This is a genomic window from Streptomyces sp. NRRL B-3229, assembly GCF_000719505.1.
Classification (GTDB): domain Bacteria; phylum Actinomycetota; class Actinomycetes; order Streptomycetales; family Streptomycetaceae; genus Streptomyces; species Streptomyces griseorubiginosus.
On the sequence record NZ_JOGP01000009.1, the window covers coordinates 223986 to 238348 of the forward strand.

General features: G+C 68.7%; 10 protein-coding genes. 9 read left to right on the forward strand and 1 reads right to left on the reverse strand.

Annotated features, from left to right (window positions below; genetic code table 11):
* Nucleotides 1-115: 115 nt before the first annotated feature.
* The 3 genes from IF54_RS0117400 to IF54_RS0117410 all read left to right on the forward strand — a co-directional run bounded on the left by IF54_RS0117400 (nt 116) and on the right by IF54_RS0117410 (nt 3283).
* The gene (locus tag IF54_RS0117400; protein WP_030319524.1) at nt 116-796 is read left to right on the forward strand and encodes a PadR family transcriptional regulator; all 681 of its coding nucleotides are present in this window, start codon (nt 116-118) and stop codon (nt 794-796) included.
* A 44-nt stretch (nt 797-840) separates the two neighbouring features.
* Complete coding sequence (locus tag IF54_RS0117405; RefSeq protein WP_030319525.1) at nt 841-1923, forward strand: inositol-3-phosphate synthase; 1083 nt, start codon at nt 841-843, stop codon at nt 1921-1923.
* 88 nt (nt 1924-2011) lie between these two features.
* Nucleotides 2012-3283, forward strand: a complete 1272-nt coding sequence (locus IF54_RS0117410; protein WP_030319527.1) for an MFS transporter — start codon at nt 2012-2014, stop codon at nt 3281-3283.
* 82 nt (nt 3284-3365) lie between these two features.
* Here the strand turns inward: IF54_RS0117410 and IF54_RS0117415 are convergent, their stop codons facing one another.
* On the reverse strand, nt 3366-4808 hold the full coding sequence (locus IF54_RS0117415) for a CCA tRNA nucleotidyltransferase (RefSeq protein ID WP_030319529.1): 1443 nt from the start codon (nt 4806-4808) through the stop codon (nt 3366-3368).
* A gap of 256 nt (nt 4809-5064) precedes the next feature.
* On the opposite strand from IF54_RS0117415, the gene IF54_RS0117420 reads away from it, so the two are divergent.
* The 6 genes from IF54_RS0117420 to trxB all read left to right on the forward strand — a co-directional run bounded on the left by IF54_RS0117420 (nt 5065) and on the right by trxB (nt 14347).
* On the forward strand, nt 5065-7437 hold the full coding sequence (locus tag IF54_RS0117420) for a DUF6049 family protein (protein ID WP_030319533.1): 2373 nt from the start codon (nt 5065-5067) through the stop codon (nt 7435-7437).
* 44 nt (nt 7438-7481) lie between these two features.
* Entirely contained in the window at nt 7482-9779 is a 2298-nt protein-coding gene (murJ, locus tag IF54_RS0117425) for a murein biosynthesis integral membrane protein MurJ (RefSeq protein ID WP_030319541.1), read from the forward strand.
* Nucleotides 9780-9898: 119 nt separating this feature from the next.
* Nucleotides 9899-11587, forward strand: a complete 1689-nt coding sequence (locus IF54_RS0117430; protein WP_030319543.1) for a protein kinase family protein — start codon at nt 9899-9901, stop codon at nt 11585-11587.
* Nucleotides 11588-11609: 22 nt separating this feature from the next.
* Nucleotides 11610-12335 (forward strand): RNA polymerase sigma factor SigM, encoded by a 726-nt coding sequence (sigM, locus tag IF54_RS0117435; RefSeq protein ID WP_030319544.1) that lies wholly within the window; start codon nt 11610-11612, stop codon nt 12333-12335.
* Entirely contained in the window at nt 12332-13210 is an 879-nt protein-coding gene (locus tag IF54_RS0117440) for an anti-sigma factor family protein (RefSeq protein ID WP_030319546.1), read from the forward strand. Before sigM ends, IF54_RS0117440 begins: the two co-directional genes overlap by 4 nt.
* 168 nt (nt 13211-13378) lie before the next feature.
* The gene (trxB, locus tag IF54_RS0117445; protein ID WP_020134149.1) at nt 13379-14347 is read left to right on the forward strand and encodes a thioredoxin-disulfide reductase; all 969 of its coding nucleotides are present in this window, start codon (nt 13379-13381) and stop codon (nt 14345-14347) included.
* The last annotated feature ends 16 nt before the right edge of the window (nt 14348-14363 follow it).

Consider the following 14363-nt stretch of genomic DNA (forward strand, 5'->3'; position numbering starts at 1 on the left):
ATCATTGATGTGATCCCGTTCACTGTCCCCCCACTTGTCGCTGCCGGAAGGCCGTTCTATCGTCTTGATGTATCGAGTCGATACATCGGTGCGAGACAGTGACGAGGAGGCGACGATGAGCCGGCGTTCCGGGATCCTCGAGTTCGCCGTCCTCGGACTGCTCCGCGAGTCCCCGATGCACGGCTACGAGCTGCGCAAACGCCTCAACACGTCACTGGGTGTGTTCCGTGCCTTCAGCTACGGCACGCTCTACCCCTGCCTCAAGACGCTGGTCGCCAACGGCTGGTTGATCGAGGAACCGGGACACACCACGGAGGACGCCCTCGCCGCACCACTCGCAGGGCGTCGCGCCAAGATCGTCTACCGGTTGACGGCGGAAGGTAAGGAGCACTTCGAGGAGCTGCTCTCGCAGACGGGTCCCGACGCGTACGAGGACGAGCACTTCGCCGCTCGTTTCGCCTTCTTCGGGCAGACCTCGCGCGACGTCCGCATGCGAGTCCTCGAAGGCCGGCGCAGCCGGCTGGAGGAGCGCCTGGAGAAGATGAGTGCCTCGCTGGCACGCACCCGGGAGCGACTCGACGACTACACGCTTGAGCTCCAGCGCCACGGGATGGAGTCCGTGGAGCGCGAAGTGCGCTGGCTGAACGAGCTCATCGAAAGCGAGCGGGCCGGTCGGGACCTGAAGGGCCCCGGCCATGGAGAAGCCGCTCGCGACACCACAGAGGGAGCGCCGGGCGTCCTGCCCCGGCCCGGGGACACCCCCGGGCCGGATACGCCCGGCGACACCGCCACGTGAGGTCCCTGCCAGGGCCTCACTCGTACACACAGGGAGCAACCGGAATGGGTTCGGTTCGCGTAGCCGTCGTCGGCGTGGGCAACTGCGCTGCGTCGCTGGTTCAGGGAGTCGAGTACTACAAGGACGCCGACCCGGCGTCGAAGGTCCCCGGGCTGATGCATGTCCAGTTCGGCGACTACCACGTCCGTGACATCGAGTTCGTCGCGGCGTTCGACGTCGACGCGAAGAAGGTCGGCCTCGACCTCGCCGACGCCATCGGCGCCTCCGAGAACAACACCATCAAGATCTGCGACGTGCCGAACACCGGTGTGAAGGTGCGGCGGGGCCACACCCTCGACGGTCTCGGCAAGTACTACCGCGAGACCATCGAGGAATCCGAGGCCGAGCCGGTCGACGTCGTCAAGGTCCTCAAGAAGAAGCAGGTCGACGTCCTCGTCTGCTACCTGCCGGTCGGCTCCGAGGAGGCGGCGAAGTTCTACGCCCAGTGCGCCATCGACGCCAAGGTCGCCTTCGTCAACGCCCTCCCGGTCTTCATCGCCGGCACCAAGGAGTGGGCGGACAAGTTCACCGAGGCCGGTGTCCCGATCGTCGGCGACGACATCAAGTCCCAGGTCGGCGCCACCATCACGCACCGCGTCATGGCGAAGCTGTTCGAGGACCGGGGCGTCGTCCTGGACCGCACGATGCAGCTGAACGTCGGCGGCAACATGGACTTCAAGAACATGCTCGAGCGTGACCGCCTCGAGTCGAAGAAGATCTCCAAGACGCAGGCCGTCACCTCCCAGATCCCCGACCGGGACCTCGGCGAGAAGAACGTTCACATCGGCCCGTCCGACTACGTGGCCTGGCTCGACGACCGCAAGTGGGCCTACGTCCGCCTCGAGGGCCGCGCCTTCGGTGACGTCCCGCTGAACCTGGAGTACAAGCTCGAGGTCTGGGACTCCCCGAACTCCGCGGGTGTCATCATCGACGCCCTGCGCGCCGCGAAGATCGCCAAGGACCGCGGTATCGGCGGCCCGATCCTGTCGGCCTCCAGCTACTTCATGAAGTCCCCGCCGGTCCAGTACTTCGACGACGAGGCCCGCGAGAACGTCGAGAAGTTCATCAAGGGTGAGGTCGAGCGCTAAGGCTCACGGAAAACGCTCCTGCCAGGGCTACAGAGGGTCCCCGGGTGGTATCGCCCGGGGACCCTCGCCGTATGTGAGGCTGTGCCCCATGCCCGTCGTCCGCGATCTGCGTGTCCTGCTCCGCCTCCGGGACTTCCGGCGCCTGCTCACCGTGCGCCTGCTCTCCCAGGGCGCGGACGGCGTCTACCAGATCGCTCTCGCCGCGTACGTCGTCTTCTCCCCGGAGAAGCAGACCTCGGCCGCCTCGATCGCCTCCGCCATGGCGGTCCTGCTGCTCCCGTACTCCTTGGTCGGCCCGTTCGCCGGGGTCCTCCTGGACCGCTGGCGCCGCCGTCAGGTCTTCCTCTACGGCAACCTCGTGCGCGCCCTGCTGGCGTCGGCTACGGCCGTCCTGGTCCTCAGCGACGTCCCGGACTGGCTCTTCTACGTCTCCGCCCTGTGCGTCACCGCGGTCAACCGCTTCGTCCTGTCAGGCTTGTCGGCAGCACTGCCCCGGGTCGTCGACGACGAGCGGCTGGTCATCGCCAACTCCCTTTCCCCGACCGCCGGAACGCTCGCCGCGACCGCGGGCGGCGGACTCGCCTTCGCCGTTCGGCTCCTGGTCGGCGACTCCGATGCGGCCGTGGTGCTGCTCGGTGCAGGGCTCTACCTGTGCGGCGGCCTGGCCGCGCTGCGGATGCCACCGGAACTACTGGGCCCCGAACCCGAGTTGATCCAAACGCGTCTGCGCACCGCACTGGCCGGCTCCGCACGCGACCTGGTCGCCGGTGTACGGCATCTGGCCGCACCCGCACGCCGGTCCGCCGCCCGTGCGCTCGGCGCGATGTCCCTGATGCGGTTCTGCTACGGCGCTCTGCTCGTCATGGTGCTGATGCTCTGCCGGTACGCCCTGACGTCCGATCCCAGTGACGGACTGGCCCTGTTGGGGCTGGCACTGGGGGTCTCCGCAGCCGGGTTCTTCGTCGCCGCCGTCATCACACCCTGGGCGGCCGGAAGGCTCGGCCCCGAACGCTGGATCGTCGTGTGCGCGGCCGCTGCCGCAGTCTTGGAGCCCGCCCTCGGGCTTTCTTTCGCCACTGTGCCCATGCTCATCGCTGCGTTCGTCCTGGGCCTGGTCACTCAGGGCGCGAAGATCGCCACGGACACGATCGTGCAGTCCGCCGTCGACGACGGATTCCGGGGACGGATCTTCTCCGTCTACGACGTGCTGTTCAACATCGCCTTCGTGGGCGCCGCAGCTGTGGCCGCACTGATGCTGCCGCCGGACGGGCGCTCGGACATTCTTGTGATCGCTGTCGCCGTCATCTATGGGGCAGTCGCTGCGGTGATGACGAAAGAACGGCGGACGGCGAAACGATGACGGGCGGTGTTTCACGTGAAACACCGCCCGGTCGCTGCCCCGGAGTCATGTTTCACGTGAAACATGACCCCCTTCCCCTGCCTCAGCTCTGCTCGGCCCACCAAGCCTTGAGTGCGGAAACCGCCTCGTCGTGCCCCATCGGCCCGTGCTCCAGCCGCAGCTCCAGCATGTGTTTGTACGCGCGACCCACGGCGGGGCCCGGGCCCACAGCGAGGATCTCCATGATCTGGTTGCCGTCGAGGTCGGGCCTGATCGAGTCCAGTTCCTCCTGCTCCTGGAGCTGGGCGATCCGCTCCTCCAGCCCGTCATACGCGCGGGACAGTGCAGCCGCCTTGCGCTTGTTACGGGTCGTGCAGTCCGAACGGGTCAGCTTGTGAAGCCGGTCGAGCAGCGGTCCAGCGTCCCGCACATAGCGGCGAACCGCCGAGTCGGTCCACTCCCCGGTGCCGTACCCGTGAAAGCGCAGATGTAGTTCGACGAGCCGGGAAACGTCCTTTACCAGTTCGTTGGAGTACTTGAGGGCCGTCATCCGCTTCTTGGTCATCTTCGCTCCGACCACTTCATGGTGGTGGAACGAGACCCGGCCGTCCTTCTCGAACCGGCGCGTGCGTGGCTTGCCGATGTCATGGAGCAGGGCGGCCAGACGGAGTGTGAGGTCGGGCCCCTCCTTCTCCAATGCGATGGCCTGCTCAAGAACGATCAGCGTGTGTTCGTAGACGTCCTTGTGCCGATGGTGCTCGTCGCTCTCCAGGCGCAGGGCGGGCAGCTCGGGGAGTACGTACTCGGCCAGTCCTGTGTCGACGAGCAGCGCCAAGCCCTTGCGTGGGTTCGCGGAGAGGATGAGCTTGTTCAACTCGTCCCGGACGCGCTCGGCGGAGACGATCTCGATGCGCCCGGACATCTCCTTCATGGCGGCCACGACCTCGGGGGCCACCTCGAAGTCGAGCTGAGCCGCGAAGCGGGCCGCGCGCATCATCCGCAGCGGATCGTCGGAGAACGACTCCTCGGGGGTGCCCGGTGTGCGCAGTACCCGTGCCGCGAGATCTTCGAGACCGCCGTGCGGGTCGATGAACCTGGCCTCCGCGAGGGCGTACGCCATCGCGTTCACCGTGAAGTCCCGGCGGACAAGATCCTGCTCGATGGAGTCGCCGTACGCCACCTCGGGCTTGCGGGAGGTCCGGTCGTAGGCCTCGGACCGGTAGGTGGTCACCTCCACCTGGTAGCCGTCCTTCTGCGCCCCGACCGTGCCGAAGGCGATGCCGACCTCCCACACGGAGTCCGCCCACTTCCGGAGGATCTTCAGTACGTCCTGGGGGCGGGCGTCGGTCGTGAAGTCGAGGTCGTTGTCCGGCCGGCCCAGCAACGCGTCCCGGACCGGCCCTCCGACCAGCGCCAGGGAGAACCCGGCGTCCTGGAAGCGGCGAGCCAGGTCGGCGGCGACCGGAGGGAATCGCAGCAGTTCGTTCACCGTGCTGCCATGCTCCTGGCTGAGGACATTGAGGTGGGATTCGTCGGCGTTCGGCACAACAGAAGAGGGTACGTGGCCGCGGCGGCCCGGAGCGCCTCCATTAAACGTGCACAGACCCGCCACCCGAACCTGCACAAGGTCTGCTCCGGAGATCACGGTCGCACTTCTCTTTATACGTGCACATTCAGGACAGGGCGGCCACGTCTCCCGATCTTGTGGAGCAGTCCGCGGCACTTCCCCTCAGCGCGCATCGTTACCATGCGTGGACGCACATTCCGACGACCACTGACGACGACTAGGGACGGGCGAGCGCGTGGCCGAGGCGGCAGACTTCCAGGGGACCAGTCCCTCACCTGCCCGCCGCTGGCTGCGGCGCACCGGGGCCCTGCTGGCAGGGGTTCCGCTGCTGGCCGGCCTGTGCCAGCTTTCCGCCACCGCACCGGCCCAGGCCGCCGACGACTCCGGCTCGGTGGCCGTCGCCATCGACACCCTCAGCCCCAGCGCGCCTACGGACGGTGACACCGTCACCGTTTCGGGGACCGTGACGAACAACGGCAAGCAGGCCGTCACCTCCGCGCATGTGGACCTGGGGGTGGGTCCCGAGCTGACCACCCGCTCGTCGATCGATCAGGTCACTCAGGACAGCGACTCCCTCCAGGGCCCGACGGGATCCGAGGTCGGCGGCAAGTACGTCGCGAAGTTCCCCAAGCTGACCCCGGGCGTCGCCCAGCCCTTCTCCCTCACCGTCCCGGTGGACGAGCTGGACCTCGGCGATGCCGGCGTCTACCAGCTGGCCGTCTCCCTCTCCGGCAAGACGGCAGCGCAGCCCTGGGACCGTGTGCTCGGAGTCCAGCGGACGTTCCTGCCCTGGCAGGACGACGAGGCGGACCCGAAGACGAAGACGACCTTCCTGTGGCCGCTGATCTCCAGCGCTCACATGACGGCGGAGACCGGTGCCAACGCGCAGCAGACGCCGGTCTTCCTCAACGACGACCTCTCGAAGGAGATCTCGGCCGGCGGCCGGCTGGACCAGATGCTGTCGCTGGGGGAGGAACTCGACGTCACCTGGGTGATCGACCCCGATCTCCTGGCCTCCGTCGACGCGATGGCCGGCCGTTACGAGGTACAGGGTCCGGGCGACACCACCACGCCAGGCACCCAGCAGGCGGTTGCCAAGCAGTGGCTGGCGAGGCTCCAGAAAGCGGTCGAGGGCCAAGAGGTCGTCGCGCTGCCCTTCGCCGACCCCGACCTCGCCTCCCTGGCCCACAACGGAACGAGCGTCACCGGCTCGCTCAGCCACCTCGACGAGGCCACCGACGTAGCGGTGACCACGGTGAAGACCGTGCTCCACGTGACACCGAGCACTGACTTCGCCTGGCCCGTGAACGGCGCGGTCGACCCCTCGATCGTCAAGGTCGCCACCTCCGCCGGCGCCGACAAGGTCATCGCGCGCAGCGACAGTCTCCAGGAGACCGGTGGCCTGTCGTACACGCCCTCCGCCGCCCGTCCCATCGGTGGCGGCACCACGGCGGTCGTCGCGGACGCACGGCTGTCGACGGCGTTCCAGGGTGATCTGACGAGAGCTTCCGCCGCGACGCTGGCCGTCCAGCGGTTCCTCGCTCAGAGCCTCACTCTCGGACTCCAGACGAACAAGCAGCGCAGCGTCGTCGTCGCACCGCAGCGCATGCCCACGGCGAGCCAGGCCGCCGCCATGGCCGAGGCGATCAGCGCGCTCCAGAGCGGGAACTGGTCCGAGCCCCAGAAGCTCACCGCGGCGGCCGCGGCCAAGCCCGACCCCGGCGCCACCACCAAGGTGCCCTCGGCGTCCGCCTATCCCCGCTCGCTGCGCAAGCAAGAGCTCTCGAAGGCGGCCTTCCAGCAGATCGCCGGCACCCAGGGCAAGCTCGACAACCTCAGGGTCATCCTCTCCGACCAGTCCCGCGTCGTGACGCCCTTCGGGCGGGCCATGAACCGCGAGATGTCCACGTCATGGCGGGGCCGCGCCGACGAGGCAAGCAGTTTCCGCAACGACGTCGAGTCCTACCTCGACAGGCTGACCTCCCAGGTCAGCCTGATCGACAAGTCGGAGACCAAGCTCTCCGGCCGCAGCGCCACCATCCCCGTGACCGTCCAGAACAACCTGGTCCAGGGCGTCGAGCACCTGAGGCTTCGGCTGACCTCCCTGAGCCCGAACAGGCTCGAGATCGGCGGCTCCTCCTACGACGAGCAGCCCGTCGAGGTCTCCGGCGGCCACAGCCAGACGGTGAAGTTCACCACCACGGCCAACGCCAACGGCCAGTCCTCGGTGATCGCCCAGCTGTACACCGAGGACGGTCAGCCGTACGGCAACGCGGTCCGGTTCGACGTGCGGGTCACGGAGTTCACCGCCACCGTGATGCTGGTCATCGGCGGCGGAGTCCTGCTGCTGGTACTGGCAGGATTCCGCATGTACACCCAGCGCAAGCGGGCGGCCGCCCGTGAGGCCGAGCAGAACGGCCCCGACGGCGAGACGGGCGAGGCCGCCGACGGGCCGGAGAACCCCGAGGGCCCCGAGGACCGTCTCACCAAGGAGTCCGGCACCGCCGGGCCCGGGGCGGACAGCCCCGAGCAGCCGAGTGACCTGACAGCGGACACCGCAGCGGAAAGCGCCGACCCGTCCGGCACGGGTGAGAGAGTGGACCGTTGAGGATGTCGTGGCCGGTGGGCCCGGGACGATGAGGTGGGGTAACCATGAACGCGCCGTACGAGGGTGACAGCCAGGGCGCGGGCAGCTCGGGTCGCCCCGAGGGCCCGCCGCCCGAGCACGGCCAGGTGCCGCCGCAGTCGCCCGCGGACATGTACGTCCAGGACGCCTACGACCAGGACCCCTACCGGGGCCAGGACCTCCACGCCCAGGACCCGGTAGCCGAGGCTCTCTACGACCGTGCCGCGCATCCCCCGCCGCCGCCCGGTACCTACCCTCCTCAGCAACCCCTGTACGCGCAGCCGCCCCAGTCCCCCTACGCCCCCGACCCGCAGGTCTGGGCGCAGACCCCGGCGCCCGAGCCGGAGGGGCCGACGCAGTTCCTGCCGTACGGCGACAACCCGCGCACGACCCAGTTCGTGGGCGTCGACGACCTGGTCACCGAGGCCGGCGAAGAACGGCACGAGCCGGACGCCTTCGCGCACCTCTTCCGCGACCAACAGCAGGGCAGCGGCCGCCCGACGGATCCCCCGTCGGTGCCCGGGCCGGCGCCTGCTCCCGGCGGGCCGTCACAGGCCCCGCAGTTCCAGGCGTCTGCCGCGCCCGGACCCGCGGCCGAGGAGACCATGAACCTCGGTACCGCTCCGGCCTTGGCCGAGACGGCCTCCGCCGCGACGATGGCTCCAGCCGCTCCTGCCGCTCCCGCCAAGAAGGGCGGGAAGGCCACGGGCCTGCTCAAGTCGAGCGCCGTGATGGCGGCCGGCACGATGGTCTCCCGGCTCACCGGCTTCGTACGCTCGGCGCTGATCGTGTCGGCGCTCGGTGTCGGTCTGCTCGGTGACACCTTCCAGGTCGCCTACCAGCTGCCGACGATGATCTACATCCTGACCGTGGGCGGTGGTCTCAACTCCGTCTTCGTGCCGCAGCTCGTGCGCGCCATGAAGGAGGACGAGGACGGCGGCGAGGCGTACGCCAACCGGCTGCTGACGCTGGTCATGGTGGCGCTCGGAGTGCTGACCGGGCTCGCGATCCTCGGTGCCCCCTTCCTGATCCGCCTGCTGTCCGACTCGGTGGCCAGCGACCCGGCGGCCAACGAGGTCGGCATCACCTTCGTCCGCTACTTCCTGCCCTCGATCTTCTTCATGGGCATCCACGTGGTGATGGGCCAGATCCTCAACGCGCGCGGGAAGTTCGGCGCGATGATGTGGACCCCGGTCCTGAACAACATCGTCATCATCGTGACCCTCGGCATGTTCATGTGGGTCTACGGCACCGCGGCCGACTCCGGAATGAAGGTCACGAACATTCCGCCGGAGGGGCAGAGGCTGCTCGGCATCGGTGTGCTGCTCGGCCTCGTGGTCCAGGCGCTGGCGATGATCCCGTATCTGCGCGAGACCGGCTTCCGGATGCGGCTGCGCTTCGACTGGAGGGGCCACGGCCTCGGCAAGGCCGTCACGCTCGCCAAGTGGACCGTCCTGTTCGTCCTGGCCAACCAGGCCGGTGCGCTCGTCGTCACCCAGCTGTCCACCGCGTCCGGCAAGGCCTCGCCCGTGGACGGCACCGGCTTCGCCGCCTACGCCAACGCCCAGCTGATCTGGGGCCTCCCGCAGGCCATCATCACCGTCTCCCTCATGGCGGCCCTGCTGCCACGGCTGGCCCGGTCGGCGGCCGAGAACGACGGCGGTGCCGTCCGCGACGACATCTCCCAGGGCCTGCGCACGACAGCGGTCGCGATCGTGCCGATCGCCTTCGGCTTCCTCGCGCTCGGCGTCCCCATGTGCACGCTGATCTTCGGCTCCTCCGGCACCAGCGAAGCCACCAACATGGGCTTCATGCTGATGGCCTTCGCCCTGGGCCTGATCCCGTACTCCGTGCAGTACGTCGTGCTGCGCGCCTTCTACGCCTACGAGGACACCCGCACCCCCTTCTACAACACGGTCATCGTGGCAGCGGTCAACGCGGGTGCCTCGGCGCTGTGTTACGTGGTGCTGCCGCCGCGCTGGGCCGTGGCGGGCATGGCGGCCTCGTACGGTCTCGCGTACGCGATCGGTGTCGGCGTCGCCTGGAACCGCCTGCGCAAGCGCCTCGGCGGCGACCTGGACGGCAAGCGGGTCCTGCGGACCTACGCCAGGCTCTGCATCGCCTCCGTCCCTGCCGCACTGCTCAGCGGCGCGGCCTGTTACGGCATCGCCCACACCCTCGGTCAGGGCGTGGTCGGTTCGTTCGCCGCGCTGGTCGTGGGCGGGGCGGTCCTGCTCGGGATCTTCTTCGTCGCGGCACGCAAGATGCGCATCGAGGAGTTGAACTCCCTGGTCGGCATGGTCCGGGGGCGTCTGGGGCGCTGAGCCGGGGGTACGCGCACAACCATCGTCCGCCACCGTGTGTCGTGCATAGCGGCGGACTGTGGGCACAATTGGATTCTGCGTCGCACGGCGCGCAATGAATGGGGAGGCAGGGAACGACGGTGGCGGAACGGAGCACGGCTGCCGTCGACGTGGCAGACACCAGCGGTGACCAACCGCTGACCGCCAAGGCGGACCAGTCCACGGCCGACGGCGTGGCCAAGAACCGGGAGCGGGACACGGAAGACGTCGAGGCACAGGGGAGTGGCGGGACCGAGAGTCCTGGCAAGGCGTCACCGCCGGAGCTGCACAGCGGTCACAAACTCGCCAGACGCTACCGTCTCGAGGAGTGCGTCACCCGTCTGGACGGGTTCAGCAGTTGGCGTGCCGTCGACGAGAAACTCCGTCGGGCCGTGGGCGTGCACATCCTGCCCGCGGACCATGCGCGGGCGCGTTCTGTCCTTGCCGCGGCCCGTTCCTCCGCGCTCCTCGGCGACCCGCGGTTCGTCCAGGTCCTGGACGCCGTCGAGGAGAACGACCTCGTCTACGTCGTCCACGAGTGGCTGCCCGACGCGACCGAGCTGACCACGCTCCTCGCCTCCGGCCCGCTGGAGCCGTACGACTGCTACCAGATGGTCAGTCAGGTGGCCTCCGCGATGGCCGCGGCCCACCGTGAGGGCCTCGCACACCTGCGGCTGAACCCGAACGCCGTGCTTCGTACGTCGAGCGGCCAGTGGCGCATCCGCGGCCTGGCCGTGAACGCTGCGCTGCGCGGTGCGAGTTCGGACACCCCGCAGCGCGCGGACACCGAGGCGATCGGCGCCCTTCTGTACGCGGCGCTGACCCAGCGCTGGCCGTACGAGACCGACGCGTACGGCTTGGCCGGTCTGCCCAAGGACGTCGGTCTGATCGCACCCGACCAGGTACGGGCAGGGGTCCACCGGGGACTGTCCGAGCTGTCGATGCGGGCACTCGCCAACGACGGTGCCACCGCCTCCCGGCACGAGTCGGCGTGCACGACACCCGAGGAACTGGTCAAGGCGATCGGGGAGATGCCCCGCATCCGCCCGCCGGAGCCGGCGTTCACGCCGCCGCCGGAGTACCAGCGCACGACGTACCAGCAGGGCACGTACGGCCGTCCGGCACCGCATCCCGGTGTCACCCAGCCGGTCGTGCCCCCGCCGCCACCCCTCCAGAGCCGCACCGGCCGAGCCCTGAAGTGGGCCGTGTCGGCCCTCCTCATCGCCGCGCTGGGTCTGGGCAGTTGGCAGCTGGCGGACGCGCTGATGGATCGGGGCGGCAAGTCGGACGAGAACCAGACCCAGACGACCGACGATGGTGACAAGGGCCCGACGAAGAGGGCCAGCAAGCCGATCACCATCTCCAAGGGGTACGACTTCGACCCGTTCGGCGACGGCTCCGAGAAGCCGGCCGACATAAAGAAGGCCTTCGACAACGATCCCTCGTCGTACTGGCAGACGGACTACTACCAGGGCGCCGAATTCGGCAACCTCAAGCCGGGTCTCGGGATAATCCTCGACCTCGGCAAGGTTCAGGACGTCGGGAAGGTCACTGTCACCTTCGTAGGCAACACGTCCGTCGAACTGCGCGCCGCCTCCAGCGACGCGGCTTCCAGGCCGACGAGCTTCGACTCCTACTCGAAGGTCGCGTCCGGCTCCGGCACGGGTGTTCCGCTCACCCCGGACAAGGCAGTGAAGACCCGCTACCTTCTGGTCTGGCTGACCAAGCTGCCGCTGACGGACGAAGGCACTTACCGCGGTCGGGTGGCAGACATCAAGATCGCCAGCTGAAGCCGAGGGGGAAGGGGGTCCGATGGCAGATGACAGCGGGTATGGCGACACCAGCGATCAGGACCTCCTGGCCCTTCACGTGGACGGCGACCCTGATGCCTTCGGTGAACTCGTACGGCGTCACCGGGACCGGCTCTGGGCGGTAGCCCTCCGAACGCTCGGCGACCGCGAGGAAGCCGCTGACGCCGTTCAGGACGCGCTCGTGTCCGCCTACCGGGCCGCCCACACCTTCCGGGGTCAGTCGGCCGTCACCACCTGGCTGCACCGGATCACGGTGAACGCGTGCCTGGACCGGGCCCGAAAGGCCGCCTCCCGCAAGACGTCCCCGGTGGACGACACCGAGCGCCTGGAGCAGCTCCTGGAGCCGCACGAGTCCGCCTCGGCGCCCGCGGAGCGCAACGACCTGCACCGCCAACTCCTGGAAGCGCTCGGCACCCTCCCGCCCGACCAGCGCGCCGCCCTCGTCCTGGTGGACATGCAGGGCTACCCCGTCGCCGAAGCCGCCCGCATGCTCGACGTGCCCACCGGCACAGTGAAGAGCCGCTGCGCCCGGGGCAGAGCCAGACTCCTCCCCCTTCTCACCCATCTGCGGCCGGAAAAGGCCGGAGACGACAGAGAAGGGAACGCCGGACGGAACCGCACGCAGGGGACATCCGTCCCACCCGCAGCGGACCCTTCTCCAGAAGGCCCGCCCAAGTCGGGACCAAGCGATTCAGCCGTAGTGAAGGGCGGAGGTGGGCGAGCGTGACTTCCTCGACGGACACAGCCGGGCACCCGGATGTCGCCGAGATCTCCGACCTCACCGAGGGCCTCCTCCCCGATTCCAGGACCGCGGACGTACGTCGGCATCTGGACGACTGTGAACTCTGCGCCGACGTGCACGCGTCGCTGGAGGAGATCCGCGGACTGCTCGGAACGGCACCAGGGCCGACCCGCATGCCCGCCGATGTGGCCGGCAGGATCGACGCCGCTCTCGCCGCCGAAGCCCTGCTCCACGCCACGGCACCCGACGCGGTGAACGCCCCGGCGCCGGTGGAGAGCGCGCATGTTTCACGTGAAACATGCGCGCTCTCCGCCGACCGACCCTCGGGACATGCCCGGTCCGCCTCAACCGGTCCCGGCCGCAAGGAGAGGAAGAAGGGCAGCCGACGCAGGACTGCTGTCCTGGGTGCCGCCTTCGCGGTCGCCGCTCTGGGATTGGGTTCTGTACTCATCACATCGCTGAACGACGGCAAGACGTCAGACGAAGGTCAGGCCGCCCCGTCCGACACCTTCTCCGCCGGCGCCCTCGAGAAGCAGGTCTCCCAACTCCTCGGGTCCGCCACCGGCGGCTCTCGATCCCCGCAAGACATGGGCGTGGCAACCGAACCTGGCAACAAGCAGCCCTTCACCAAGAAGCTCGCCTTCGTCCCGGCGTGTGTCCAGAAGGGCATCCCCACCCAGGGCACAGTCCTCGTGACCAAGGACGGCGTCTACAAGGGCAAGGACGCGCTTCTCGTGGTGCTGCCCGACCCCTCCGACAGCAACCGGGTCACCGCCTTCATCATGGACGCGTCCTGCATGAAGACTGCGCCCACCAGCACCGCGAAGGTTCTGCTGAAGCAGTCCTTCGCCCGCTCCTGAACGCTGACGCTTCGTCTCCCGCCTGCGTGGTAATTCGTACGGTGTGGCCTCTCCGTGTGCCCGGACACACCGGGAATGCGCGCCCCTTAGGATCCGTTGGGTGGGGTGAGAGTTCTGAGAGGGGCTCCACCGGTCCGACGACGCAGTCCAGAGACGAGGAACCAAGCCGTGAGCGACGTCCGTAACGTGATCATCATCGGCTCCGGGCCCGCCGGCTACACGGCGGCGCTCTACACCGCGCGCGCGTCGCTGAAGCCGCTGGTGTTCGAGGGCGCCGTCACCGCCGGTGGCGCCCTGATGAACACCACCGAGGTGGAGAACTTCCCCGGCTTCCAGGACGGCATCATGGGCCCCGAGCTCATGGACAACATGCGCGCCCAGGCCGAGCGTTTCGGCGCCGAGCTCGTCCCGGACGACATCGTCAGTGTCGACCTGACCGGCGAGATCAAGACCGTCACCGATACCTCGGGCACGGTCCACCGGGCGAAGGCCGTGATCGTCACCACCGGATCGCAGCACCGCAAGCTCGGCCTGCCGAACGAGGACGCCCTCTCCGGCCGCGGCGTCTCGTGGTGTGCCACCTGTGACGGCTTCTTCTTCAAGGACCAGGACATCGCCGTGATCGGTGGCGGCGACACCGCGATGGAGGAAGCGACCTTCCTCTCCCGCTTCGCCAAGTCCGTGACGATCGTCCACCGCCGTGACACCCTGCGCGCCTCCAAGGCGATGCAGGAGCGTGCCTTCGCCGACCCGAAGATCAAGTTCGTCTGGGACAGCGAGGTCGCGGAGATCCAGGGTGACCCGAAGCTGTCGGGCCTGAAGCTGCGCAACCTCAAGACCGGCGAGCTCTCGGACCTGGCGGTCACCGGCCTGTTCATCGCGATCGGGCACGACCCGCGCACCGAGCTCTTCAAGGGTCAGCTCGACCTGGACGGAGAGGGCTACCTCAAGGTGGAGGCGCCCTCGACCCGCACCAACGTGACGGGCGTCTTCGGCGCCGGTGACGTGGTCGACCACACCTACCGCCAGGCGATCACCGCGGCCGGTACCGGATGCTCCGCCGCGCTCGACGCCGAGCGCTTCCTCGCCGCCCTCGCGGACGAGGAGAAGGCCGAGCCCGAGAAGACCGCTGTCTGATCTACCTGCATCCCGC

Bases quoted from the DNA above. Each gene is read 5' to 3' on its own strand.
- IF54_RS0117400 (WP_030319524.1), top strand. From the start codon at position 116: ATGAGCCGGCGTTCCGGGATCCTCGAGTTCGCCGTCCTCGGACTGCTC.
- IF54_RS0117405 (WP_030319525.1), top strand. From the start codon at position 841: ATGGGTTCGGTTCGCGTAGCCGTCGTCGGCGTGGGCAACTGCGCTGCG.
- IF54_RS0117410 (WP_030319527.1), top strand. From the start codon at position 2,012: ATGCCCGTCGTCCGCGATCTGCGTGTCCTGCTCCGCCTCCGGGACTTC.
- murJ (WP_030319541.1), top strand. From the start codon at position 7,482: ATGAACGCGCCGTACGAGGGTGACAGCCAGGGCGCGGGCAGCTCGGGT.
- sigM (WP_030319544.1), top strand. From the start codon at position 11,610: ATGGCAGATGACAGCGGGTATGGCGACACCAGCGATCAGGACCTCCTG.